Annotated in this window: 22 protein-coding genes; 11 read left to right on the forward strand and 11 right to left on the reverse strand. The window is 72.6% G+C overall.

Annotated elements, in window-relative coordinates; translation table 11 throughout:
- Positions 1–9 precede the first annotated feature (9 nt).
- The 6 genes from ACIHFD_RS23205 (at position 10) to ACIHFD_RS23230 (ending at position 6,088) form a co-directional block, all read left to right on the forward strand.
- Positions 10–906, forward strand: a complete 897-nt coding sequence (locus tag ACIHFD_RS23205) for a sugar phosphate isomerase/epimerase (protein ID WP_355193935.1) — start codon at positions 10–12, stop codon at positions 904–906.
- Between the two features lie 82 nt (positions 907–988).
- Positions 989–1,453, forward strand: a complete 465-nt coding sequence (locus ACIHFD_RS23210) for a MarR family transcriptional regulator (RefSeq protein WP_364244963.1) — start codon at positions 989–991, stop codon at positions 1,451–1,453.
- A 76-nt stretch (positions 1,454–1,529) separates the two neighbouring features.
- Complete coding sequence (locus tag ACIHFD_RS23215) at positions 1,530–2,468, forward strand: hypothetical protein (RefSeq protein ID WP_397368663.1); 939 nt, start codon at positions 1,530–1,532, stop codon at positions 2,466–2,468.
- A gap of 39 nt (positions 2,469–2,507) precedes the next feature.
- Entirely contained in the window at positions 2,508–2,768 is a 261-nt protein-coding gene (locus ACIHFD_RS23220; RefSeq protein WP_350723358.1) for a GlsB/YeaQ/YmgE family stress response membrane protein, read from the forward strand.
- Positions 2,769–2,906: 138 nt separating this feature from the next.
- Positions 2,907–4,127 carry a glycosyltransferase gene (locus tag ACIHFD_RS23225; RefSeq protein ID WP_397368664.1) on the forward strand — a complete coding sequence of 407 codons (1,221 nt, stop codon included), beginning with the start codon at positions 2,907–2,909 and terminating at the stop codon, positions 4,125–4,127.
- A 101-nt stretch (positions 4,128–4,228) separates the two neighbouring features.
- Positions 4,229–6,088: a BTAD domain-containing putative transcriptional regulator gene (locus ACIHFD_RS23230; RefSeq protein WP_397368665.1), complete on the forward strand. Its 1,860-nt coding sequence runs from the start codon at positions 4,229–4,231 to the stop codon at positions 6,086–6,088.
- An 8-nt stretch (positions 6,089–6,096) separates the two neighbouring features.
- On the opposite strand, the gene ACIHFD_RS23235 is transcribed toward ACIHFD_RS23230, so the two are convergent.
- The 7 genes from ACIHFD_RS23235 to pqqA all read right to left on the reverse strand — a co-directional run bounded on the left by ACIHFD_RS23235 (position 6,097) and on the right by pqqA (position 12,352).
- Positions 6,097–8,904, reverse strand: a complete 2,808-nt coding sequence (locus ACIHFD_RS23235) for an AfsR/SARP family transcriptional regulator (RefSeq protein ID WP_397368666.1) — start codon at positions 8,902–8,904, stop codon at positions 6,097–6,099.
- A 38-nt stretch (positions 8,905–8,942) separates the two neighbouring features.
- Positions 8,943–9,329: a hypothetical protein gene (locus ACIHFD_RS23240; protein ID WP_363978293.1), complete on the reverse strand. Its 387-nt coding sequence runs from the start codon at positions 9,327–9,329 to the stop codon at positions 8,943–8,945.
- A gap of 95 nt (positions 9,330–9,424) precedes the next feature.
- The gene (gene pqqE / locus ACIHFD_RS23245; RefSeq protein ID WP_397368667.1) at positions 9,425–10,474 is read right to left on the reverse strand and encodes a pyrroloquinoline quinone biosynthesis protein PqqE; all 1,050 of its coding nucleotides are present in this window, start codon (positions 10,472–10,474) and stop codon (positions 9,425–9,427) included.
- Complete coding sequence (gene pqqD / locus ACIHFD_RS23250; protein WP_397368668.1) at positions 10,471–10,710, reverse strand: pyrroloquinoline quinone biosynthesis peptide chaperone PqqD; 240 nt, start codon at positions 10,708–10,710, stop codon at positions 10,471–10,473. Before pqqD ends, pqqE begins: the two co-directional genes overlap by 4 nt.
- Positions 10,707–11,378 (reverse strand): pyrroloquinoline-quinone synthase PqqC, encoded by a 672-nt coding sequence (gene pqqC, locus ACIHFD_RS23255; protein WP_397368669.1) that lies wholly within the window; start codon positions 11,376–11,378, stop codon positions 10,707–10,709. The genes pqqD and pqqC overlap by 4 nt, the downstream gene beginning before the upstream one ends.
- Positions 11,375–12,184, reverse strand: a complete 810-nt coding sequence (gene pqqB / locus ACIHFD_RS23260) for a pyrroloquinoline quinone biosynthesis protein PqqB (protein WP_397368670.1) — start codon at positions 12,182–12,184, stop codon at positions 11,375–11,377. Before pqqB ends, pqqC begins: the two co-directional genes overlap by 4 nt.
- 12 nt (positions 12,185–12,196) lie before the next feature.
- The gene (gene pqqA / locus ACIHFD_RS23265; RefSeq protein ID WP_225963807.1) at positions 12,197–12,352 is read right to left on the reverse strand and encodes a pyrroloquinoline quinone precursor peptide PqqA; all 156 of its coding nucleotides are present in this window, start codon (positions 12,350–12,352) and stop codon (positions 12,197–12,199) included.
- A 305-nt stretch (positions 12,353–12,657) separates the two neighbouring features.
- On the opposite strand from pqqA, the gene ACIHFD_RS23270 reads away from it, so the two are divergent.
- The gene (locus ACIHFD_RS23270) at positions 12,658–13,731 is read left to right on the forward strand and encodes a Glu/Leu/Phe/Val dehydrogenase dimerization domain-containing protein (RefSeq protein ID WP_397368671.1); all 1,074 of its coding nucleotides are present in this window, start codon (positions 12,658–12,660) and stop codon (positions 13,729–13,731) included.
- On the opposite strand, the gene ACIHFD_RS23275 is transcribed toward ACIHFD_RS23270, so the two are convergent.
- The 3 genes from ACIHFD_RS23275 to ACIHFD_RS23285 form a co-directional block, all read right to left on the reverse strand.
- Positions 13,695–14,678, reverse strand: coding sequence for an aldo/keto reductase (locus ACIHFD_RS23275; protein WP_397368672.1), 984 nt, complete (start codon positions 14,676–14,678; stop codon positions 13,695–13,697). The two genes, ACIHFD_RS23270 and ACIHFD_RS23275, sit on opposite strands and share 37 nt — an antisense overlap.
- Positions 14,679–14,739: 61 nt before the next feature.
- The gene (locus tag ACIHFD_RS23280; protein WP_350723338.1) at positions 14,740–15,399 is read right to left on the reverse strand and encodes a response regulator transcription factor; all 660 of its coding nucleotides are present in this window, start codon (positions 15,397–15,399) and stop codon (positions 14,740–14,742) included.
- On the reverse strand, positions 15,396–17,432 hold the full coding sequence (locus ACIHFD_RS23285) for a sensor histidine kinase (protein WP_397368673.1): 2,037 nt from the start codon (positions 17,430–17,432) through the stop codon (positions 15,396–15,398). Before ACIHFD_RS23285 ends, ACIHFD_RS23280 begins: the two co-directional genes overlap by 4 nt.
- A 168-nt stretch (positions 17,433–17,600) precedes the next feature.
- Here ACIHFD_RS23285 and ACIHFD_RS23290 point away from each other — a divergent pair, with 168 nt between their 5' ends.
- A complete protein-coding gene (locus ACIHFD_RS23290) occupies positions 17,601–17,987 on the forward strand; it encodes a hypothetical protein (protein ID WP_397368674.1) in 387 nt (128 codons plus the stop codon).
- A 66-nt stretch (positions 17,988–18,053) separates the two neighbouring features.
- Here the strand turns inward: ACIHFD_RS23290 and ACIHFD_RS23295 are convergent, their stop codons facing one another.
- On the reverse strand, positions 18,054–18,719 hold the full coding sequence (locus ACIHFD_RS23295) for a sensor domain-containing protein (RefSeq protein WP_397368675.1): 666 nt from the start codon (positions 18,717–18,719) through the stop codon (positions 18,054–18,056).
- Between the two features lie 133 nt (positions 18,720–18,852).
- Between ACIHFD_RS23295 and ACIHFD_RS23300 the strand changes: the two genes are divergently transcribed.
- The 3 genes from ACIHFD_RS23300 to ACIHFD_RS23310 all read left to right on the forward strand — a co-directional run bounded on the left by ACIHFD_RS23300 (position 18,853) and on the right by ACIHFD_RS23310 (position 24,136).
- Entirely contained in the window at positions 18,853–20,274 is a 1,422-nt protein-coding gene (locus ACIHFD_RS23300; RefSeq protein ID WP_355193963.1) for a hypothetical protein, read from the forward strand.
- Positions 20,275–20,375: 101 nt separating this feature from the next.
- The gene (locus tag ACIHFD_RS23305) at positions 20,376–22,214 is read left to right on the forward strand and encodes an ABC transporter ATP-binding protein (RefSeq protein ID WP_397368676.1); all 1,839 of its coding nucleotides are present in this window, start codon (positions 20,376–20,378) and stop codon (positions 22,212–22,214) included.
- Positions 22,215–22,285: 71 nt separating this feature from the next.
- A complete protein-coding gene (locus tag ACIHFD_RS23310) occupies positions 22,286–24,136 on the forward strand; it encodes a hypothetical protein (RefSeq protein ID WP_397368677.1) in 1,851 nt (616 codons plus the stop codon).
- Positions 24,137–24,191: the final 55 nt, after the last annotated feature.

Raw genomic sequence — 24,191 nt, forward strand, 5'->3', positions numbered from 1 at the left:
GAACCCCCCATGTGCTACGGATACGGCCCCAGCAGGCGCTCCCTGCTCGCCGCGGGCCTCGGACTCGGGGCGGCCGCCGTCGCCGCCGCCTCCCCGGCCGCCGCCGCGGCCACCGCGCACCACCCCGGCAGGAACCGCATCCCCCGGGACCAGATCAGCATCCAGCTCTGGACGGTACGCGACGACCTCGCCAAGAACTACGACGCCACCCTCGCCTACCTGGCCGAGACCGGCTACCCGAAGATCGAGGTCGCGCTCGGCTACTTCGGCCGCACGGCCAAGCAGCTCCGTACGTTCCTCGACGGGCTCGGCATCCGGGCCAGCTCCAGCCACGACGGCCTCACCGCCGACCAGGCCGCCCTGGACACGAAGATCGAGAACGCGCTGACCCTCGGCCAGTCCTTCATGGTCGTCCCCTACCTGAACTCGACCAGCCTGGACGAGTGGAAGGCGTGGGCCGAGCGCATGAACGTCGAGGCGCAGGCCGCCCGCGCGGCGGGTCTGCGCTACGGCTACCACAACCACGCCCACGAGTTCACGACCGACCTCGGAGGCGGGAAGACCCCCTGGGACGTGCTCACCTCCGAGCTCGACCCCCGCCTGGTCCACCTGGAGATCGACATCTACTGGGCGGTCACCGGCGGCGTCGGACGCGGTGCCGCCGACCCGGTGCGCTTCGCCCTCGACGTCATCCGCAGGGCGCCGCAGCGCGTGCTGCAGTTCCACGTCAAGGACCGGCACCTGGACGGCGACATGGCCGACCTCGGCACCGGGACCATCGACTTTCGGCGGATCTTCGACAAGCACCAGGTGAAGGAGTACATCGTCGAGAACGACACTCCCGACGTGACCCCCCGGCAGACCGCGGAGGTCGGCTACCGCTACCTGCGCAAGCTCCGATACTGACCACGGTCCGACCCGCCGAGCCCGCCCCCGGGGCCGGGCTCGGCATTTATTTCAGCGCGAAACCATTCAGTACGATGCCTTCGTGACGCGATGGCTCAACGACGACGAACAGCGGGCCTGGCGGGCCTTCGGGCTGGCCAGCCGCCTGCTGACCGACCGCCTGGAGCGCGACCTGCTGGCCGGGGCCGGCATGCCGCCGACCTACTACGAGCTGCTGGTCCTGCTCTCCGAGGCGCCTGAGCGGACCATGCGCATGAGCGAGCTGGCGCACTGGACCAACTCCAAGCCCAGCCGCATCTCCCACGCGGTCAACAAGCTCGAGGAGAAGGGATGGGTGCGCAGGGAGCACTGCGTGGACGACCGGCGTGGCTGGCTCGCCGTCCTGACCGACGACGGCCTGGCCGCGCTGCGGGCCACGGCTCCCCGCCACGTGGCCAGTGTGCGCGAGCACCTGATCGACCTGCTCACCCCGGAGCAGCTGCGGCAACTGGAGGACATCAGCCAGGTCCTCCTCGATCACCTCATCGAGCCGGGCGGCGCGCAGTAGGCAGCCCGGGCTCGTCCCCGCCGCGTATACGCGCCGTCAACGTTCCGCATGCGGGCGGGTCCTACGGTCGTGGGCCATGTCGAGTCATCGGATATCGCCGGAGCACCGGTACCCTCCCGAAGCTCCGGAGAGCGCCGTCGCCACGGGGCCGGAGCAGGGGCCCGAGCAGGAGCAGGAGGACGGCGGCGGCGTCATGGCGCTGCTCGAACGCATCGGATCCGTCGTCGTGCCGATCACGGTGGCGCTCTATGCGGTCCTCTACATCGGCGTCGAGCAGATGTACGCCGTCTTCGGCGTCAACCCGCAGCAGGTGGGCGTCGACCAGTCGGTCCTGCTCGGCCGGCTGACGAGCACCCTGGTCCTGCTCCTGCTGGTCGCCCTTCCGCTGCTCGGCGTCATCGCCGGCCTGGCATGGCTGATCGACAAGCTGACCGGCGGCGCGGCGAACAGGCTCTTCCAGGGGATCAGGAAGCGGCCCTGGATCGCCGCCACTATGGCGGCGCTGTGGTGCGGGGCGACGTACTGGGGCATCTTCCGCATCTTCGGCACGCTGGACCTGTTCGTCATGGTCGTCGTCGCGGTGGGTTTGGGCGTGCTGGCCTTCCTGATCCCGTTCCGGCTGATGCGCCGCAAACCCGTCGGGCGCGCCGGGACGAAGGTGATCGTCGGCGGCCTGACCGGCGTCGGTCTGGGGTTCCTGCTCATCCTGAGCCTCGTCGAGGGCGCGATCGACGTCCAGGAGACCGGCCAGGCCAGCGAGCTGCTGGGCGCGGTCGGCTTCCAGGACCAGTGGACGGTGGTCAAGAGCGCCGAGGACGACAAGCCGCTCTACGACGGCCGCTGGATGATGCTGCTCGGCGAGAGCGACGGCACGTACGTCATGTACGACTGCGACAAGCTCGAGACCTTCCGCAGGCCCATGGAGACCACCAACCTCAGCCGGATCCAGCTCGATCCCGAGCGCAGAGAGGGCTTCACCTGCGGCGACCTCGCCCAGCAGGACAGCGGCAACTAGCTCCGACCCATCGGAAAACACTCACACAAGGAGACTGAAATGCTCACCATCCTGCTCGGAGCCGTGATCGGCGGGGCCGTCGTGGGCGGCCTCGGCCGGCTGCTCCTGCCCGGACGCCAGGACATCGGCTGGTTCGCCACCATCGCCGCGGGCATCGTCGCCGCCGGGGTCGGCACGGGGATCGCCTACCTGTTCGGCTTCAGCGAGAAGACCTGGCTGGTGATCGTCGTGCAACTCGTCCTCGCCGTCGCCTGCGTGGCGGCCGCCACGAGCATGCTGGGCAAGAAAAGCAGGTCCTGAAGCCACGGGCGCGGCCGTCGCCGGAGCATCGGGCTCCGGCGGCGGCCGTTCGCATGTGTGGAATCTGGTCACTAGTTATGCACAAGGGCGAACGTACGATCTCCGCTTGTTTCTCACGTTCTGACAGCGGAGATTTCCATGCCCGAGATCATTATCGCCGCCACGCCCGCCAACGGGCACGTGGCTCCCCTCCTCACCGTCGCCGCCGATCTGGTGCGGCGCGGTCACGAGGTCACCTTCCTGACCGGCACGAGGTTCAGGGAGCGTGCGGAGGCCGTCGGCGCGTACTTCACGGCGCTCCCCGAGGAGGCCGACTACGACGACCGGCGGATGGACCTGGAGTTCCCCGAACGCGGGCAGCTCCCTCCCGGCCCGGTCCAGCTCGGGTTCGACGTCAAGCACATCTTCGGCGACCCGGTTCCGGCCCAGTACGAGGCGCTGCGGCGGCTGCTGGCCGACATCCCGGCCACCGCGGTGATCACCGACAACCTGTTCCTCGGGGCCCTGCCGCTCTCCCTGGCCTCCGGGCCGGACACGCGTCCGATCACCGTCAGCGTGGGCGTCTCCCCGCCGCCCCCGGCGACCGGCTGGGGCCCCGAGATCCACGTGGACGCGCAGCAGCATCTGGAGAAGCTGTTCGAGTCGGTCGGGGTGAGCCTTCCCGAGTTCGTGCTCACCAGCCTGATCACCGTCCCCGACCACTACCTGCAGCTGACCGTCCCCGGGTTCGAGTTCCCCCGTGACGACCTTCCGAGCTCCTTCCGCTTCGTCGGCCCCCTGCCGTCGGCGCCCGCCGGGGACTTCGAGCGGCCGTCGTGGTGGACGGAACTGTCGGACGGCCGCCCGGTCGTGGTGACGACGCAGGGGACGTTCGCCAACGTGGACCTGGAGGAGCTGGTCGTTCCCACGCTGCGCGTCCTCGCCGGCTCCGACGTCCTCGTCGTCGCCGCCACCGCGCGGCCGGGCGGTGTCGAGGACGTGCGGAGCCTCATGGAGACCGTTCCCGACAACGCCCGGGTGGCCGACTTCATCCCCTTCGACCTGCTGCTGCCCCATGCCGACCTCCTGGTCACCAACGGTGGCTACGGCGGGGTGCACACCGCCCTGCGGCACGGTGTCCCGCTCGTCGTCGCGGGCGTCACCGAGGACAAGCCGCTGATCGCCGCCCGGGTCGAGTGGAGCGGTACGGGCGTCAACCTGGCCACTGCGCGACCCGACGACGCCGCACTCCGCTCGGCCGTGAACACCGTCCTGTCGACGCCGTCCTACCGCGCCCGCGCACGGGAGCTGCGCGAGGAGATCGCCGGCTTCGACGCCCTGGAGTCGATCGCCGAACTGGTGGCGGCTCGTCGAGGGTGAGCCGCGGTCACACTTCGGTCAGTCCTTGGTCACAAGGGGCGGCCTACGATTTCCCGCGGTCTGACCAGGGGTCTTACCGATGGGGGGAGGAACGATCGATCATGAAGACTGGGTTGCGGTTCGCCCTGCTGGGGCCGGTCAGGGGGTGGCGCGGTGACGCGGAGCTCGACCTCGGCGCACCCCAGCAGCGGGCGTTGCTCGCCTTCCTGCTGTTACGCGAGGGCGAGGCGGCGTCGATCGACGAGATCGTGGACGCGCTGTGGGGGGAGCGGCCGCCGGAGAGTGCGCGGGCCGTCGTGCGTACCTATGTGTGCCGGCTGCGCCGTGTCGTGTCATCCGGCGAGGACGACGATCGGGTGATCAGGTCGTCCGGTTGCGGTTACGTCATCTCCACCGGCACGGTGTCCGTGGACTGGCACACCTTTCTCGGGCAGGTGAGGGAGGCGCAGGCCGTACGGGCTCGGGGGAATGCGGCCGAGGCGGCCGGCCTGCTGCGCGGCGCCCTGCGGCTGTGGCAGGGCCTGCCGCTGGGCGGGGCCCGCGGCGACTACGTCGACCAGGAGCGGACCCGCCTGGTCCAGCGCCGGGTCGCCGCGCTGGAGGAGCGGCTGTCGCTCGACCTGGAGCTCGGCCGGCACGCCGAGGCGAGCGAGGAGCTGGCCGAGGCCGTCGCCGCCGAGCCCATGCGCGAGCGGCTGCGCGAGCTGCAGATGGTCGCCCTCTACCGGTCGGGCCGGCAGGCGGAGGCGCTGGGCGCCTATGACGAGGTACGGCGGTTGCTCGCGGCGGAGCTCGGCATCGACCCCGGCACCGGCCTGCGCGAGCTGCACCAGCGCATCCTGCGTGCGGACCCCGGGCTCGCCCCGCCGGTGCCGGGACCGGTCGTCGCGCCCGAGCGGCCGCCCGCCCAGTTGCCCGCCGCGCCACCCGGCTTCGTGGGCAGGGAGGCGGAGCTGGCCGCCGTCCACGACACGCTCGGTCCCGGTGGGTGGACGCCGGTGGTGGCGATCACCGGGCTCGGCGGGGTGGGGAAGACCGCGCTGGCCGTCCAGGCGGCGCATGCGATGCGGGACCGGTTCCCGGACGGCCAGCTCTACGCGGATCTCGGAACGTCCGCCGGTCGCCCGGCGGACCCCGCCGAGGTCCTGGGCTTCTTCCTGCGCTCCTTCGGCGTGCCGGGGGAGCGGCTGCCCGACCGGCTGGAGGAGCGGGCGGCCCTGTGGCGAACCGTGCTGGCCGACCGGCGGGTGCTGATCCTGCTGGACGACGCCGGCGACGCGGACCAGGTACGCCACCTGCTGCCGGCGGCGCCCGGCTGTGCCGCGATCGTCACCACCTGGCGGCACCTGATCGACCTGCCCGGCGCCCGCTGGATCGGGCTCGACGCCCTGCCCCAGTCGGACGCGCTGGAGCTGCTGGCCCGGCTGGCCGGCCACGGGAGGGTCCTCGGGCACCGGCAGGACGCGGTCGAGCTGGTCGATCTGTGCTCGCACCAGCCACTGGCCGTACGCGTGGCCGCGGACCTGCTGCAGGCCAGGCCGCACTGGACGGTGCGGCAGGTCCGCATGCGCCTGGAGGACGACCTGTACCGGCCCGCGGGCGCGAACGACGGCTGCGCGCTGATCGAGGCGCCCTTGCTGCTGGCCCAGAGCCGGCTCGATCCGCAGCAGGCCACGGCCTTCCGGCTCGCCGCGCTGCCCGACTACGGCGAGCTGACGGCGGAGTCCGTCGGGGCGCTGCTCGGCCTGCCGCGACCGCGGGCCCACCGGCTGCTGGAGTCGCTGGTCGACGCGCACCTGCTGCTGGCCGGGCCGGGCGGGACCTACCGGTACCACGGCCTGGTCAAGGCGTTCGCGAGGCGGCAGGCGTGGGCGTGCGAGGGCGTCGAACAGTGCGACGCCGCGCTGAGCCGGCTGCTGAGGCACCACTCACGGCGACCTGCGGCCCTGCCCATGGGGTGACGCACCGTTCACGGCGACCGGCGGTCCTGCCCCTGGGCTGATCCGCCGTCGAGTTTGGCGGTGAGGGCCGCCCTGGCCTCGGTCCGGGAGTCGTAGAGGCGTTCCAGGGCGGCCCGCCAGCTCGACCTGGCCGCGCCGGGATCACCGGCGGCATCCAAGGCGTCGCCGAGCCGCTCCAGCACCAGAGCGTCGTGGTCACGACCGTGCCAGCTCTGGCCGTCGCCCAGCGCCAGGGACCTGCGGTAGTTGTCGATCGCCGCACGGTGCTCTCCCAGGAGGTGATGCGCCCAGCCGATGGTGTAGAGGACGAAGCTCTGGCCGACCACGTTGGTCTGCAGCTTCAGCGACCGCCGGCTGTACGCCAGGCCCGCGCGCGGCTCGCCCAGCCGGATCAGCACCCAGCCCACCGCGTTCAGGGCGCCGGCCTCCTCGAACGGGGTCGCTCCCTCCTGGCGGGACAACACGAGGCAGCGCCGCGCGTGGCGCAGTGCCTCCTGGTAACGGCCCTGCCGGTCGTGCAGGCGGGTCAGTTCGAGATGGGCGACGGACTGGCCCTTCACGTCCCCCAGCTCGGTGAACAGGCTCAAAGCACGCCGGTAGGCGTCGTGCGCCTCGCCGGGCAGCCCGGCACGCGTGCACGCCGACGCCAGGGCGTGCAGGGCGTGGGCGTGCATGCGCGGGTCACCGAGCCGCTCCGTGGCCCGCACCGCGGTCCGCGCCAGCGCCAGCACCCGCTCCGCGGGGCGCATCAGGATCAGGTACGTATGCGCCGACCAGGCCAGATGCGCGACATGGTGATCGAGCCCGAGCCGGGCGGCGTGCTCGACGGCGGCGAGGACGGCATCCTCCTCGGCGCCGAACCAGGCCAGCGCCCGGACCGTGTCGTCGATCGGGTCCGGGGCGACGCCGTCCCGCGGCTCGGGGAAGGGAATCGTGTTCTGGCCCGGTTTGATCAGCTCCGAGCAGCGGTGCGCCGTACGGAGGTAGTGGTCCAGCAGCCGGTGCAGGGCGGCCGTGACATCGTGATCCGCCTCCTCCTCGGCGGCCGTCTCGGCGGCGTACGCGCGGATCAGGTCGTGGAACGTGAAGCGGCCCGGCACGTGCTCGGTGAGCAGGTGGGCGGCGGTGAGCTCCAGCAGCGGCGGGCGCACGCCGGAAAGGCTCAGGCCGGCCAGGCCGGCCGCGGCCGACGCGCTGATGTCGGGCCCCGGCGCGGTGCCGAGCAGCCGGAACAGCCGGGCCGCCGCCGGGGTGAGCGCGCGGTAGGACCAGGAGAACACCGCCTGCGGGGCCGCTGTCGCGTCGAAGCCGGTGAAGCCGTCCAGGTTGCCGCGCGCCTGGCGCAGCTCGGCCGCGATGGACGCCAGCGTGAAGGACGGGTGGGTCAGAGCGTGGGCGGCGACGGCGACCAGCGCGAGCGGCAGCCCGCCGCACAGGGACAGGATCTGGGCGGTCGCGTCCGGCTCCGCCTCCACCCGCGCCGCGCCCAGCCGGGCACGCAGCAGGTCGGCGGCCTCGCGGGGCGGCAGCGGTTCCAGGACCAGCGGGTGGGCGTCGGTGAGCCCGTCGAGCCGCTTGCGGCTGGTCACGATGACGAGGCAGCCGGGGGACGCGGGCAGCAGCGGGCGTACCTGCCGGGCGTCCCGGGCGTTGTCCAGCAGCAGGAGCATCCGCCGTCCGGCGACGCGGTCGCGGAACAGGGCGGCCCGCGCCTCCACGTCGACCGGGATCTCCTCCGCGGCCACGCCGAGGCCGGCCAGCAGCGCGTCCAGTGCCTCACCGGCGCTCATCGCCTGGTCGCTGGGGTGGAAGCCGCGCAGGTTCAGGAACAGCTGCCCGTCGGCGTAGTGGTGGGCGACCTGATGCGCCCAGTGCACGGCCAGGGTGGTCTTGCCGATGCCGCCCATGCCGTAGATGACCCTGACCTGCGCGGTTTCCGGCCCGGCGTGGTCCTCCTCCGGGGCCGGCAGCTGTGCCAGCTCCGCGTGGCGGCCCTCGAAGACCGGTGGATCGGCGGGCAGCTGAGCGGGCCTGGCCACGCTCGCCCACACCCCGGGCTGTACGGCCGGACGGTGCGCCACGTCCTCTCCCACGGCGGTCAGCTCCGGCCCGGGGTCGATGCCCAGATCCTCGGCCAGCCGGGCGCGGACCTGGAGATAGTGGTCGCGGGCCGCGCTCCGGCGGCCGGTCGCGGCCAGCAGCTGAACCAGCCGGGCCTGCAGCAGCTCGTCCAGCGGCTCCCGCTCGGCTGCCGCCCGTACGGCCGGCAGCAGCGGTGCGGGCCTGCCGACGGCCAGCGCGTAGTTGGCGGCCACGCCCACCGCCGCCGCGTACTCCCGGTCCAGGGCGACGAAGACCGGCCGGGCACGGACCGCGGGCGGGATCCCGGCGGCCACGGCCCCCTGCCACAACCCCAGCGCCCGCACGTAGTGGTCCACCGCTTCGGCGGGCCGATCCTCGGCGGCGGCCGCGCGGGCCCGCGCCAGCTGTTCCCGGAACCGGAGAAGGTCCGCGCCGGCCGCGTCCACCGCGAGCCGGTAACCGCCCGCCGCGGGCAGCAGCCACCGGCCCGCCTCCCGCGCCGGCAGCCCCGGCTCCAGCGCCCGGCGCAGCCTTCCCACGTTCCGATGCAGCACGTTGAGCGCGGTGGGCGGCGGGTCCTGCCCCCACAGGCCGTCGACCAGGTCATCGACGCCGACGGGCTGTCCCGCGGCGGCCAGCAGCAGGGCCAGGAAGGCACGCTGCTGCGGCCCGCCCAGCCGGACCTCGCGCTCCTCCCGCAGCACGCGCACCGGGCCCAGCAGCGTGAACCACATCTGCTCGGTCAGGAGAGGTCACCGCCTTTCTCCGCCTATCAGGTGCAGATCGCGTTGACCTTGTCCAGAGCGGCCTTCATGTTGGTCCGCACCTCCTGCAGTTCGGCCAGGGCCGCGTCCTTGTCGGAGGGGTCGATCTGGGCGTTGGTGAAGGTGTCGGCCATGCCGTTCAGGGCCGTCGCGAGGTCGCCTTCGGCCTTCCCCGCGAGTTCCTTGACCTTGGCGCCGATGTCGGCGTTCAGCTTGTTCATGCTCGCGGCGTCGCCGGCCGCGGATTGCGCCTGCGTCGTGTAGTCCTCATAGAGCTTGAACGTCTCGGTGCACACTTCGGCGTTCCCGCCGCCACCGCAGGCGCTCGCGGACCCGGAGAGGGCGATGCAGGCCGCGGCGGCGGCGAGACCTCGGCGGAGAGGGGTGCGGAACATGGTTGCCTTCCTCGGTCGGCGGCAAAGGTGAATGACGCCGACCGTAGGACGCGGTCGTCTACCGCGGATTGACGCCGCGCATACGCGGAGGGCTCCTAGCGCGCCGGCCGCCTGTAGGTGAACGTGCCCTCCGCCGTCAGCTCCGTGACGAGGTGGTGGTCGGGGGAGAGCCCGCAGGCCGGATCGGTACGGCTCGCGTCGCCGGTCAGCGCGTACGCCTGGCAGCGGCAGCCGCCGAAGTCGAGCGTCTTGCGCGGGCAGCTCGCGCACGGCTCGCGCATCCAGCCGGTGCCCCGGTAGGCGTTGAAGGCCGGCGAATGCTCCCAGATCCAGCCGAGCGAGTGATCGCGGGCGTTGGGGAGGTCCAGCGGCAGGTCGTACGCCGCCGGGCAGGGCAGCACGCGGCCGTCGGGCGCGACGGTGAGCGAGATCGCGCCCCAGCCGCCCATGCAGGGTTTGGGCACGCCGTCGAAGTAGTCAGGGATCACCCAGATCAGCTCAACATCCGTCTTTTCCCGATATTTCTGGACTACGGCCTCGGCGCGGGCGAGCTGTTCCCTGGTCGGCAGCAGCGCGGACCTGTTGAGCAGCCCCCACCCGTAGAACTGGGTGTTGGCCAGCTCGATGCGCTCCACACCCCATGCCAGCCCGAGCTCGATGATCTCGCCGACGGCGTCCAGGTTGGCCCGGTGCAGGACCACGTTGAGCCCGAGCGGCAGCCCGCTCGCGACCACCGCCGCGGCGGCCCGCTCCTTCTTCGCGAACGACGCGACCCCGGCAATCCGGTCCGACTCCGGCGCCGTGGCCGACTGGACCGACAGCTGCACGCTGCGCAACCCCGCCGCCGCGAGCTCGCCCGTCCTGCGCTCGCTCAGCCCGACGCCGCTGGTGACCAGCTGCGTGTAGACGCCCGCGCGGTCGGCCGCCGCCACGATCTCCGCCAGGTCGGGTCTCAGCAGCGGCTCGCCGCCGGACAGATGCGCGTGCACGACGCCCAGCGCCGCCGCCTCGCCGAATATCCGCCGCCACTCGCCGGTGTCCAGCTCGCTCGACCTGGCCGCCAGCTCGGTCGGGTTCGAGCAGTACGGGCAGCGCAGCGGGCACGCGTGCGTGAGCTCGGCCAGCATGGCCCAGGGGGCGTTCACCGGAGCCAGCCCTCGGCCCGGACCCGTTCGAGGAACTCCACGACATCGGACTCCGCGCCCTCGGGCAGCTCGGCGACGATGTCCGCCACGGTCCGCGCGCCGTCGCACAGGGCGACGATGGCCGCGGCCTCCGTGTTGAGCACGACGATCCGCTCGGGCACGATCAGCAGGTCCGCCCCGCGTACGGGGTCGTGGCGGAGCATGGCCGAGCGGGACAGCACCGGACGCCAGGTCATCGGTACGCCCCGTCCACGGCGTCGAGCAAGGACCACAGGAGGTCGCACTTGTAGGCGAGCGCCGCGACGGCCTTCTCCTGATCGGCGCGCGTCCGCGCCCAGTCGAGCACCAGGGCCAGGGCCTCGCCGCTGTCCTGGCGGCCCTGGGAGACGCGTACCTGGAAATATCGCAGTCCGTCCGGGTCTATCCACTGGTAGTGCCGTTCGAAGGCGGCGATCCTCGTACGCATGAGGTCCGGGGCGAACAGCTCGGTCAGCGACGCCGCGACGGCCTCCAGCGCGGAGCCGTTGCGGCACAGGTTCACGTAGCCGTCGACGGCCAGCCGCACGCCGGGCAGCACGCCCTCGCCCGACAGCAGCAGCGACCGCTCCAGCCCGGCCGCCTCGCCCAGGCGCAGCCACCGCTCGATGCCGCCCTCGCCGGGCGCGGCGCCGTCGTGGTCCTGGATCCTGCGCAACCACATCCTGCGCAGCTCGGGCGTGGTCAGCTTGGCCAGGACGAACGCGTCCTTGACCGGGATGTGCCGCTGGTAGTGGAAGCGGTTGAGTATCCAGCCCAGCAGCTCGTCCCGGGTCAGCTCACCCGCGTGCATGCGCTGGTTGAACGGGTGCAGGTGGTGGTAACGCTTCTCCGGTACGGCCCGCAGCTCGGCCTCGAAGCCGTTCAAAGGTCGATCACCATCCCGTCGGCGGCCACCTCGATCCCCAGCTCTCCGAGCACCTCGTGCTGCTCGGCCGCCGGGTCCACGAGGGGGTTGGTGTTGTTGAGGTGGGTGTACAGGCGGCGGCCGGGCAGCTTGGAGAGCCGTTCCATGGTCGCCTCGATCGGCAGGTGGCCCATCTGGGTGGCGGTCCTGGCGGAGATCCCGGTACGGCGGGGCTCCTCGTCGTCCCAGAACGTGCCGTCCACGATCACGCACGCGGCCTGCCGGAACGCCTCGTCCAGCTCGTCCGGCCACACCCCCATGGCGGGGGCGTACACCAGCGGCCCGAGGCGCAGCGCCGACACCCAGCCCGTGGCTTCGGGGGAGGCGGCGGCGTACCGGGGGCGCTTGCCCGACACCGGGATGGTGGCGGCGTCGGCCCAGGTCAGCTGGAGGTAGGGGCGCAGGAGCTCGGCGAAGGGGCGCAGCGCGTCCCTTACGACCGGGGTGGAGCGCACCTCCAGCGCGTCGGCCTCCCTGAGCCTGAGCAGGCCGATCGTGTGGTCGAGCTCGGCGTCGGTGAGGATCACGCCCTTCAGCGGCGACTCGCGGGGGCCCGGCCCCGGGCGCAGCCACGCGCACGACTCGATCTGCTCGGCGATGTCGGGCGTGGCGTTGACCACGTAAGCGCCGTCGTCGAGCTGGACGGCCAGGCTGGCGTGACGTCGGCGGCGGCCCGGATGGGCGCGCGCCCCGGAGCAGCCGGGGCACGCGCAGTTCCACTGGGGCACGCCGCCACCGGCCGCGGTGCCGAGCACCTGCAGTCGCATGGCGGTGCCCGGTTACCGGGTGGCCAGGAAGTACGCGGTCATCTCCATCGATGCCTCGACGACCTGGTAGTCGGGCTTGTGCCAGGTCGTCTCCTCGCCGCGGGTCCTGACCTTCTTCTCGTGGATCCTGCGAGGTTGCTTCTTGCCCTGCTCTTTCGGCTGGGACATATGCGTACCTGCCTTCCGTAGGGTGTTACAACCGATATGACCCTGTGAGATGGCGGACGTCAATGCCTTAGATCGGAGCTATATCGCCGATTTCCGGAAACTTTCCGGGCATGGGCGTGTCCGACGGGATCGTTCATCCGATGTCTCGCCATTCGGTCGGTGAAGCCGCCCGATCGCCAAACGAAGTTCGTCTCGTTCGCGCGGTCGCGCCGATTTCCGGCCGTTCGTTCGGGCCGAGGGGCCTGCGCGCCGGCGTATGGCGGACGCTTGAGCCCTGATGCCGCTCGACCGGAGGGACCGGAGCCGTGCCCGAACTCGACCACGAACACGTCGCCATCCGCACCGGCCCGCGCTCCGGGCTGCCGGTGATCATCGCCGTCCACTCGACGGCGCTCGGCCAGGCGGTCGGCGGATGCCGCGTCTGGCGCTACGCCGACTGGCGCGACGGGCTCGCCGACGCGCTGCGCCTGTCGGCCGGCATGACCGCCAAGTGTGCCGTGGCCGGGCTGGCCAACGGCGGCGGCAAGACCGTCGTCGCCGTGCCCGAGGGCACCGAGCTGGATCCGGCGCTGCGCCGCAAGCTGCTGGAGGACGTGGCGGACGCCGTCGCGTCCCTGGACGGCACGTACGCGACCGGTCCGGACGTCGGGACGAGCCCCGAGGACATGGCGGTCATCGGCGAACGTACCGCCCATGTCTTCTGCCGGCCGGTGGAGCAGGGCGGCAGCGGCGACTCCTCACCGGCCACCGCGCTCGGCACGCTGGCGGCCCTGCGCGCCGTACGCCACCGCCTCCACGGCACCTCGGCCCTCAAGGGTGCGCGCGTGTCGCTGGTGGGACTCGGCAGCGTGGGCCTCCGCGTGGCCGGCCTGCTCGCCGAGGAGGGAGCCGAACTCCTGGTCAGCGACATCGACCCCGCCAAGCGGGCCCCGGCGCGCGAACTCGGCGCGACCTGGACCTCGCCCGGGGAGGCCCTCACCGCCGAGGTCGACATCCTCGTCCCGGCCGCGCTCGGCGGCATCCTCACCGGGGATGTCGTACCGGAGCTGCGCTGCGCCGCCATCGCCGGGCCCGCCAACAACCAGCTCGCCACCGAGCCCGTCGCCGACCTGCTGCACGAGCGCGGCATCGTCTGGGTGCCGGACTACGTCGTCAGCGCGGGCGGCGCCGTCAACGCGCTCGCCGTGGAACTGCGTCACGAGAGCCCGGAGGAGGCCCGCGTACGCGTCGAGGCCATCGAGCACACCGTCACCGAGCTGCTCCACGAGGCCGAACACCGGAACGTCACCCCCGCCCGGGCCGCGACGGACCTGGCCCGCCGCCGCCTCGACGCCGCCAGGGGTCACTGCCAGGCCAGCGAGCCCCGGGTCGCCCAGTAGGTCTCGGGTGCCTCGGCCAGGACGGCGAGCCGCTCGTCCAGGTCCGGGTCCCAGGCGACGTGGACCGCGGCGAGATTGCTGTCGAGCTGCTCCACCGACGCGGCCCCGCTCAGCACCACGCCGGCCCACGGCCTGGCCAGGATCGCGGCCAGGGCCAGAGCGTCCGGGGTGAGGCCGCGTTCCCGGGCGGCGCGGGCGAGCGCGTCCGGGGCGGCGTGGGCGGTCAGGCGGCCGTTGGCCACGCCTTCCTTGACGATCACCCCCAGCCCGGCGCGATGGGCCCGGTCCAGGGCCGGGCCGGCGGACGGTTCGAGCAGGTTCCAGGTCGCCTGGACCGTGTCGAACAGGCCGAGCCCGACTGCCCGGTCGATGGTGTCCGCCTGACGCGGCCCGGTCGTGGACAGGCCGATCGACACGCCGGAGGCGCGCAGCTCGCGCAGCCCGGCGAGGACGTCCCGGTCGTCGAGCACGCCGCTCTCCAGGGTGGCCGAGTGGATCTGGTACAGCGACAGGTGCTCGCCCAGCAGCTCCCGCGTCTCGTCGAGCTGCCGTCGCAGCTGCCCGGCGGACAGCTCTTTCACCTCGTGCCGGTCGGCCTGCATCCGCCAGTCGCCGACGTAGGCGTACCCCCATTTCGATCCCACGGTCACCGCCCCGGGCGCGATGGCGCGCTCGCGCAGCCAGCCGCCGAGGAACTCCTCCGCCCGGCCGTAGGAGCGGGCCACGTCGAAGTACCGCACCCCGGCCGCCAGCGCCGCGTCCAGGACCGCCCAGCTCCGGCCCCGCATCGCGCCGACGCTGCGATCACCGCCGAGGTCCTCCTCCCGGCCGAGCGTGATGTACGCCGGCCGGCCCAGCGCGGCCAGCCCGATCCCCACGGGTGTCACCCGCAGCCCCGTGCGGCCCAGCTCGCGCACACCCATCCCGTCCCGGCTCTCCGCAGTCATGCCGCCAGTTGACCACACACGCCGGGATCGGCTGCCGACGGGCCCGGCCCGTACGAGGTGATCAGCCGCCCGTGCCCAGGCCCGCGTCCCTGGCCCGGGCGACGGCTTCGGCGCGGTCGGCGACCTGCAGCTTGGTGAAGACGTTGGACACGTGGTTGCGGACCGTCTTGTCCGACAGGAACAGCCGCTTGGCGATGGCGGCGTTCGTCAGCCCGCGGGCCACGAGATCGAGCACCTCGCGCTCGCGTTCGGTCAGCTCGGGGAACGGCATGGTCGCGGCCCGGCCGCCGGAGGCGAACCACGACAGCACCCGTCCCGCGATCGCCGCGCTGAAGACCACCTCGCCGCTGCCGACGGCCCGCAGCGCCCGCGCGATCTCCTGCCGGTCGGCGCCCTTGACGAGATAGCCGCGCGCGCCCGCCCGCATCGCCGCGAACACCGAGTCGTCGCCGTCCAGCATCGTCAGGACCAGCACCGCGATCTCCGGGCGGTGCCGGACGATCTCGCGGGTGGCGTCGATGCCGTTGAGCGCCGGGCCGCCGTCGCGCGCGGGCAGGTTGAGGTCCATCACCACGATGTCCGGCGTCAGCTCGGCGGCGAGCCGGACGGCTTCGTGCCCGTCGGGCGCCTCCCCGACCACCTCGACGTCCGGCAGGGCCTCCAGGGCGGTGATGAGTCCCTCCCGGTAGAGCGGATGGTCATCGACGACGAGCACCCTCACGCGGGCACCTCCTCGGTCAGCTCGATCTCGCCGCGCGTGTGCAGCGGCAGGCGGGCCTCGACGCGGGTTCCGGCGCCGCCGGTCCCGGCGCCGATGGTCAGGTCACCGCCGAGTTCGCGCGCCCTGGCCCGCATGGACGCCACCCCCATGCCCGGGACCGGCGCCGTCGGCATGCCGCGGCCGTCGTCCTCGACCACGACCCGCAGGTCGTCCGCCTCGCGCCGCAGCTCGACCCGGGCCGTGGCCGCGCCCGCGTGGCGGGTGGTGTTGGTCAGGGCCTCGGCCACCATGCGGTACGCGGCGACCTCGACGGCGGCCGGCGCCGGCTCCAGGGGTTCGGCGATCTCGACGTCGATCCGCAGGCGCGCGCCGGCGAACCGGCCGGCCAGCTCGCGCACGGCCGACGGCAGGCCGAGATCGTCGAGGGCGGGCGGGCGCAGGCCGTGCACGATCCCGCGGACGTCGTCCACCGCCCCGCGCAGCCGCGGCACCACCTTGTCCAGCAGCCGCGTCGCCGCCGCCCGGTCCTCGCCGATCAGGTCGCGTGCGGTCTCGGTCTGCAGCGCCGCCGCGGCCAGCAGGGGGCCGAAGCCGTCGTGCAGCTCCCGGTAGAGCCGCCGCCGCTCCTCCTCCCGCGCGGTGACGAGCTGCTTGCGCGAGCGCACCAGGTCCCGCGTCAGGGCGACCGTGTGCACGGCCACCCCGGCGGACGCGGCGAGCGAGGCCAGCAGCCTGCGCTCGGCCCGGCTCAGCCCGTCGGCGCGGTGGCCGACCAGCATGGTGCCGACGTCGGCACCGCCGTAACGCAGGGGAAGGCGTTCGGTCTCCGCCACGGGGCTCCCGTGCGCGACGCGCTCGCCGTCCGCCAGCTCGATCGCCACGTACGGCAGGCGCATCGTCGAGGCCACCGTGCGGGTCATCTCGGGGAGCAGCTCGGCGCCGACCACGTCCGCGTCGCGGGCGGCGTCCAGGCGCCGGGCGATGCCGGCCAGCACCGCGTACGGGTCCTCGCGCTGGCCGTGCACCAGCCGGTTCACCCGGCCCCGCAGCAGCCCTTCCAGAGGGCGGCCGGCCAGCGCCACCACCGCCACGGCGACCAGCGGCGCGCCGGTCGAGCGCCCGAGCAGGCCGCTCAGGACGTCCACCAGAGCGGTGTAACCGACCAGGGCGCACAGCAGGAGCAGGGTGTAGCGCAGCGACCGGCTGACGACCACGTCGACGTCCCACAGCCCGTACCGCATGGCCGCCACCAGGCACCCGAGCGGCAGCGGCAGCATCGCCGCCGCGGTCACCACCGGGCCGAGCGGGAACCCCAGCCCGAACAGCACCACCGTGGCCGCGAACCCGAGCCCGATCCACTTGAGCTGCTGCCGCTGCGACAGGCCACCTTCGCTCCATCGGAGCCACAGGCACACGAGCGCGAACGCCAGCGCGGCCGCCGGAACCGCGTTCACCGCCAGCCCCAGCCACGGCGGCAGCCGGTCCACGCCGACGGGATTGCGCAGGTAGGTGCCGATCAGGCTGGGCGCGTCCACGGTGTAGCCGGTTCTCGCCGCGTCCACGCTCGCCGCCAGCACGCCGGCCGCCGCCAGCCACATCGCCGGGCGCCAGCCGCGCCCCAGCAGCCGCCCGTCGGGCAGCAGCAGCGGCAGCACCAGGGCGATGAGGGCGAACCCGGTGCGCCACGTCCAGTTTCCGACCCACAGCGCGGCCTCGGCGCCCGGCAGCGGGTGCCCGATCGCCAGCGCGTGCACGGCGTACTGGGGGCCGGCGAAGCTGATCGCCTGGAGGAGGCCGATCGCCAGCAGCAGCCAGCCGATGACGAGCCGCGGGCGCGCGCCGGCGAGCCAGGCGCCCATCAGGCCGTACGAGCAGGCGGCCGTCGCGCTCATCGGCCACCACGCCATGAGATCGGGGTTGCCGGGCGTCTGCCCGTCGGCGACGTGCAGCACGATGCCGGCCGCGGTGAGGCCCAGCGTGAGGGCCGCGCCGGCGGCGGCGCCCGCCTTGGCCTGCCTGTCGCGTGGTGACACGGCGCCATTGTGCCCGCCGCGCGTGCGCAGGTCACGGGACAGGATGTCCCGACTGTCACGTCCCGCCCGGCCGGGACCGGACGTCCCGTCGCGATCATGACCGTGACCTCGTGAAACGCGGACGGCCGGGCGCCCATGGTTGATCCATCGACACACGGAGGAATCACCATGAACCGCCCCGTCCCAGCCCTGGTCGCCCTGCTGCTCGTCATGGACGTCACGGGCGCTCTGATCTCCATCGGCACCGGCCTCAGCCCGACCCTGCTCGACGCGCTCGGCCCCGAGGCGCGCCTGTCCGCGCCGCTCCCCATGATGATCGTCCAGGCCGTACTGGCGTTCGGGACCACCCGCAGCCACCGCGGCGTGGCCGCCGTCTCCGCCGGGTTGCTCACGATCGCGGGCGTTCTCGCGTTCGTCTCCGGCTTCTACGACGGCGGTTACGACGACCCGCGGCTCACCCTGTCCCTGCGACTCTTCCAGGTCGCCCTCGTCGGGGCGCACCTGGCGATGGGGGTCTTCAGCGGCGTACGCGTGGTCCAGGTGCTGCGCGCCTGACCTGTCCTGGAAATGACGATGGCCGCCTCTGCCCGGCTCACGCGGGGCAGAGGCGGCCATGGTGGGTCATCGGGCGATCACCCAGGAGGGCTCGCGGGTCGCGGCGGGCTCCGGGTGGACGGCGCGGGTGAGCATGGTCTGCGCCACGCTCGCCTTGAGCAGGGCGGCCATCCGGACCACCGGCACCAGCGTCAGCGCGAACAGGGCACCCACCGCCGTGGTGACGAGCACGAACGTCGTGGGGGTGGGAGCGAGCCCCAGCCACTCGGGCAGGCCGTTCTCGAGGGCGCCGGGGATCCGGGCGATGGTCCAGCCGTAGATGGGGAAGGTGAGGCCGGCGATGGCCCCGGCCCACCACACGGCGCTGAGGACGAAGGCGGCCAGCGCGAACGGCAGCGCGACGATCCCGTGCAGCAGGTCCATCATCGCCTGCCCGCTGGTCAGCGGGTTCATCACGCGGCGGAACCAGCCCGCGCCCTCGGGGACGGGGGTGTACGCCGGGCGGGCGACGGGGTGGCCGAGCACGTCGGGGAGCGTGACGCGTTCGAGGTCGGCGAGGTGCTTGGCCGCGGCGGCCGTCGCGGCCAGCACCGGCAGGCCGACGAAGGCGACCGCGCTGCCCAGGCCTGCCGAGACACCGATGACGGTGGTGGCGAAGGAGGCGACGGAGAGCGGGAGGCCGAGCAGGGTGTAGCGGGTGTCGGTGGCGAGGCGGCGCTGGAGGGTTCTCATGGGAAAGACGCTACGAGCCGGGACCATGACGCATCGACCCTGCGCACGGGCGTGTCCATGGTAGGGACAGCCCTACCTGAACGGCCTCGGCAGCAGTATTGTCGGGAAAGATCTCCGACGTGATGATCAGAGCATGCTCCGATCACGAACCGTCCTGTCCGCGCTCGCCCTCGCCGCGTCCGCGCTGCTGATCAGCGGACCCGCCGAGGCGCAGGCGGACCCGCCGTTACCCTCGGCGATCTTCCGCGCCACGCACAACAGCTACTCGGGCAACGTCGCCGGCGCCAAGAACTCGATCGCCTACCAGCTCGACCACGGCATCCGCTTCATCGAACTCGACATACACGACAACGGCTACGCCACCTCGAACGACTACTCCATCGGCCACGACTCCCCGGGCAACCAGGTCGACCACACCGGCAACCCCGCCTCCAACCTCCTGCGCGACTGGCTCAAGGTGATCAACACCTGGTCCGCGCAGCATCCCACCGCCGCCCCGATCGTCGTCGCCCTCGACATCAAGGACGACCTGACCGACAACACCTCGTACGCGGCCGGCAACCTGGCGGCGCTCAACCAGGAGTTCGTCTCCGTGTTCGGCTCGCGGCTGCTCTGGGCCAAGGACTACCCGGCGACCCCGCCGACGGTGGACGCGCTGCGCGGCCGGGTGCTGCCCCTGATCTCCGGCAACGGGACGACCCGCACCCAGTACAAGCGCGACGTCGGCTCCAACCCGGCCGTCGCGATCAACGGCCGCGGCCAGGTCGTGGAGGTGCACGACTCGGGTGCGGGCGCGCTCTGGTACTGGTCCGGCACGTACGGCGCCGACGGCCGCGTGACCTGGCTGCGCCACGGCAAGTACGACAACGGCGTGACGCCGGCCGTCGCCCTCAACGACAACGGCGACCTGGTCGAGGTCCACCAGTCCCAGACCGCGACCACGCTGTGGTACCGCGTGGGCCGCCTCGGCGCCGACGGCGAGATCACCTGGTCGGCCAGCCACAAGTACGACGACGGCGTGCTGCCGACGATCAGGTTCACCGATCCGGCGGGCACGCAGCTGCGCGAGATCCACCGCAGCCAGAGCAGCAGCCAGAACTGGGACTGGGACGGCGTGCTCGACGCCGGCGCGATGACGGTCTCGTGGAGCGGCAACGCCAAGACCTCCGACGCCCGCTACGACAAGACCACCTCGGCCAGCGGCACCTCTCGCGTGCGCGTGTGGACCGGCGCCGACGGCCCGACCCCGTCGCAGACCCTGCGCATCGACACCGACAGGTACACCGGCGACCGCATCCGCTACCAGCAGGTCGCCTTCGACGAGTTCCAGCAGGGCGACAGCGCGGAGCTCCAGCAGGGCGCGCTGTTCTACGCCGCGCCCGCCACGCAGTCCTCGTTCATCACCGCGGCGCGGCAGGCGGGACGGCTCGTACGGGGCTGGGACTTCGACTCGACCGGCGACGCGACCAGCCCGCTCGCCAACTACCCGGCGACCAACCACCCGTACGACACCTGGTATCAGGACCTTCTCTCCCAATCCGGCGCAATCCAGTAAGCCCGCGTCGTACGAGGGGGCGGCGGCCGGAAAATCGTTCGCTCCCTCGTACCCCCGGACGGCAGCATGAGCGGGGCGGTGTCTGCATTCGGGGAGGGCGGATGGCTGTGCTCGGATCACTTCAGGAATCCAAAGACGTTCCGTCTGCGCGGAGGTCGGCGGTTCTGCTGGCGCTGCGCTACTACTGCGGCGAGCTGGTCCGCCAGTGGCGGGTCGCGGTGCCGGCGCTGACGCTGCCGGCGATGGGCAACATCTGCCTGTTCTACCTGGCGCCGCTGGCGGTGGCCGGGCTGGTGGGGCACCTGGCAGGGGGCGGGGATGGCTCCGTCGACGCGCTCCTGCCGTACGTGCTCGGCTTCGGCGGGTTGCTGCTCGCGGGCGAGGTGCTGTGGCGGTTCGGGCTGCACTTCCTCAACCGCACGGACGCCCGCGGCATCGAGCGGCTCGGCGTGGTGGGCATGGACGAGCTGCTGATCAAGGACGCCGCGTTCTTCCACAACAACTTCGCCGGTTCGCTGACCAAGCGGGTGCTGGGGTTCTCCTCCCGGTTCGAGGAGTTCGCCGACCTGCTCACCTTCTCGATCATGGCCAAGCTGGTGCCGCTGGTCTTCGCCTCGGTGGTGCTGTGGCAGTATCACCCGCTGCTGGTCCTCGTTCTCGTCGGTCTCATCCTCGTCACCGGCGTGCTCGTCGCCCCGCTGATCCGCCGTCGCCAGGCGCTGGTCGACAAGCGCGAGGCCGCCAAGGTGCTGGTGTCGGGCCACGTCGCCGACGTGCTGGCCAACATGGACACGGTCCGCGCGTTCGCCGCCGAAGACCGCGAAGCCACCGAACACCGGGCCAGGATCGCCGAGCAGCAGCGGCTGACGCTGCGCTCCTGGGACTACGGCAACCTGCGGGTGGACACCGTCGTCGCCCCGATCTCGGTCCTCACCAGTGCCGTCGGCCTGCTCCTCGCCGTGGCGCTGCGGGGCGGTCTGGGCGTGGAGGCCATCGTGGTGGTGTTCTCCTACTACTCCAACACGATCAGCATCATGTTCGAGTTCAACCAGATCTACCGGCGGATCGAGAGCGTGCTCACCGAGGCCGCCCAGTTCACCGAGCTGCTCCTCGTGCCGCCGACCGTGCTGGACCCCGCCGACCCGCAGCCGCTGCGCCCGGCCGACTCGAGTGTCCGCTTCGAGCGGGTGAGGTTCGCCCACGACGGAGGCCCGCCCTTGTTCGAGTGCCTGGACCTGGACATCTCCAGCGGCACCAAGATCGGGCTGGTCGGCCAGTCCGGCGGCGGCAAGACCACCCTCACCCGGCTGCTGCTGCGCCTCATGGACGTCGACGCGGGCCGGATCCTGATAGGCGGCCAGGACATCTCCCGGCTGCGCCAGGCCGACCTGCGCAGCCTCATCGCGTACGTCCCCCAGGAACCCGCCATGTTCCACCGGTCGGTGCGTGACAACATCGCGTTCGCCCGGCCAGGCGCCACCGACGCGGAGATCCTCGCGGCGGCGCGGGCGGCGCACGTCACGGAGTTCGCCGAGTCCCTGCCGGACGGCTTCGACACCCTGGTCGGCGAGCGCGGCGTCAAGCTCTCCGGCGGCCAGCGGCAGCGCCTCGCGCTCGCCCGCGCCATCCTGCGCGACGCCCCGATCCTGCTGCTGGACGAGGCCACCAGCGCCCTCGACTCCGAGAGCGAGATCCTCGTCCAGGAAGCCCTGTGGCACCTGATGCGCGACCGCACCGCGCTCGTGGTCGCGCACCGCCTGAGCACCGTCGTCCGGATGGACCGGCTGGTCGTGCTCAACCGGGGATGCATCGTGGAGCAGGGCTCCCATGCCGAGCTGCTGCGGACCGAAGGCCCGTACGCCCGGCTCTGGCGGCACCAGTCCGGCGGCTTCCTGATGGACGACGACAGCTCCATCGTCGCCGAGGCGGTGGTTGAGTAGGGGATACTCATGCGATCCCGGCCGGTCGTGCCCCATGGTTGGAACGGTGCAATCGACATCGAGGAGATCCCATGATCAGGGACGGGCGCTACGAGGGGCAGAGCGGCGGCATCTCGGTCACGCTGCGGGTGGACGCGGACGGCTCGGGGGTGATCAGCGCGGACGTGTTCCAGGTCGCGGCGGACGGCCGGAAGGCGTACCTGGCGTCGGCGCGCACCTCGCCCGGCACCAAGGTCGCGCTCGACGACGGCACGTGGCCGGCGATCTGGCAGGCCGGTCCCACCAATAAGACCACGGGGTCGCTGGCCCTGGCCCAGGCGCAGAGCGACGGCGTGTCGGTCACGTTCGTCCTCGACGCCCCGCTGAACGGGTTGCCCACCCGGACCGAGGTGGTCGTCCCCGTCGAGCACAAGGACGACGCGCTGCGCGAGCTGGGCCTGGAGATCGAGCTGGAGCAGAACGTCCCGGCGCCGAGCCCGGTGATCTTCGAGGGCGTGGAGCGCACGATCAACGGCTGCCTGCGGGGCGCCGGGTTCGCGGTCAAGGACGTCGGGCGGCAGAGCGCCATCCCCGCCGGGATCGCCGGAGCCTGGGACGACTCGCTGCTCTACACCATGCTGAGCGATCTCATGCTCATCACGGGCGACGCGTCGCTGCGCGCCAGGGCGTGGGAGCTGCATCTGCTCCTGCTGTCCCGGGCGGCCATCCCCGGGCTGGCCGGCGTGATGTTCGACGCCGAAGGGCTGCTCCAGCGGCAGGGCGCGGCGGTCTTCACCGCCGGCTTCCAGGGGGCGACCAGGGATCAGAAGATCATCAGGACCATCGTGCACGAGCTCGGGCACGCGCTCAACCTCGCGCACCGCTTCGAGCGCGTGGTCGGCCGGGCCGACTCGACCTCCTTCATGAACTACGACTGGCGATACCTGGGCGGCGGCCACGAGCAGGACTACTGGCGGGAGTTCGCGTTCACCTTCGACGCCGACGAGCTGACATTTCTTCGGCACGGGCCGTTGACGGCGCTGATCCCCGGGGGTGAGCCCTTCCACTCCGTTCGCTACTGGGCCGACGGGGCCGGCGGGCACTCGCCGTACGCGCCCGAGATCCCGTTCGACGGCTACCGGCTGACGCTCGCCGCGCCCGAGTCCGGGCCGGTCTTCGCCTTCGGCCAGCCGGTGTTCCTCAAGGTCACCCTGGAGAACCGCACGGCGGCGGACCTGGAGGTGGAGCGCTGGGTGCTCGACCCGAAGGCCGGGCCGCTGGAGATCCTGGTACGCCGCCGCAGCGATCCGCCGGCGGACGTGACCGCGTTCACCCCGATCGCCCAGCGGTGCATGGCCGCCATGGACTCCACCGCCAAGCTCACCATCCCGCCCAGCGGGGCGATCAGCAACAACGTCAACCTCACCTTCGGCTCGTCCGGATTCACCTTCGCCGAACCCGGCGAATACGACATCACGCCGGTCCTCGGCATCCCCGCCCGCGACCCGGCGGGGGAGCCCGTGCAGTGGGTGGTCACCGGCGAGCCGCTGCGCGTCCGCATCACACCCCCGCAGGGCGTGGCGGAGGAGCGCGACGCCGAGGTGCTGCACGCGGCGGAGACGGGCGCGTGGTTCGCCCTCGGCGGCAGCGACGCCCTCGCCTCGGCGGGCGAGGCGCTGGCCGGGGTACGCGAGCGCCGCCAGGCCGAGACAGGGAGCCATGACCCGGTCGTGGCGGCGATCGTCCGGACCGCCGCGCTCGACGCCGCCCGGCCGTCGATCCGGTTCCAGGACAACGAGTACGTCCGCCGCGACGGCGACCCCGAGCAGGCCGCCCAGCTGCTGGCCGGCCTGGACGCCCGGGCGCTGCGCACCTTCGACCCGTACACCGCGCAGCAGACCGTCGCCCTCGCCGCCCAGTACCGGAGCTCCGCCGGCGACTAGGTTGACGAAAGTAAGGGAGCGAACGGGCCTTTCGGGAGTGTCGGCGGCAGAGGCG

Source organism: Nonomuraea sp. NPDC051941 (assembly GCF_044593615.1).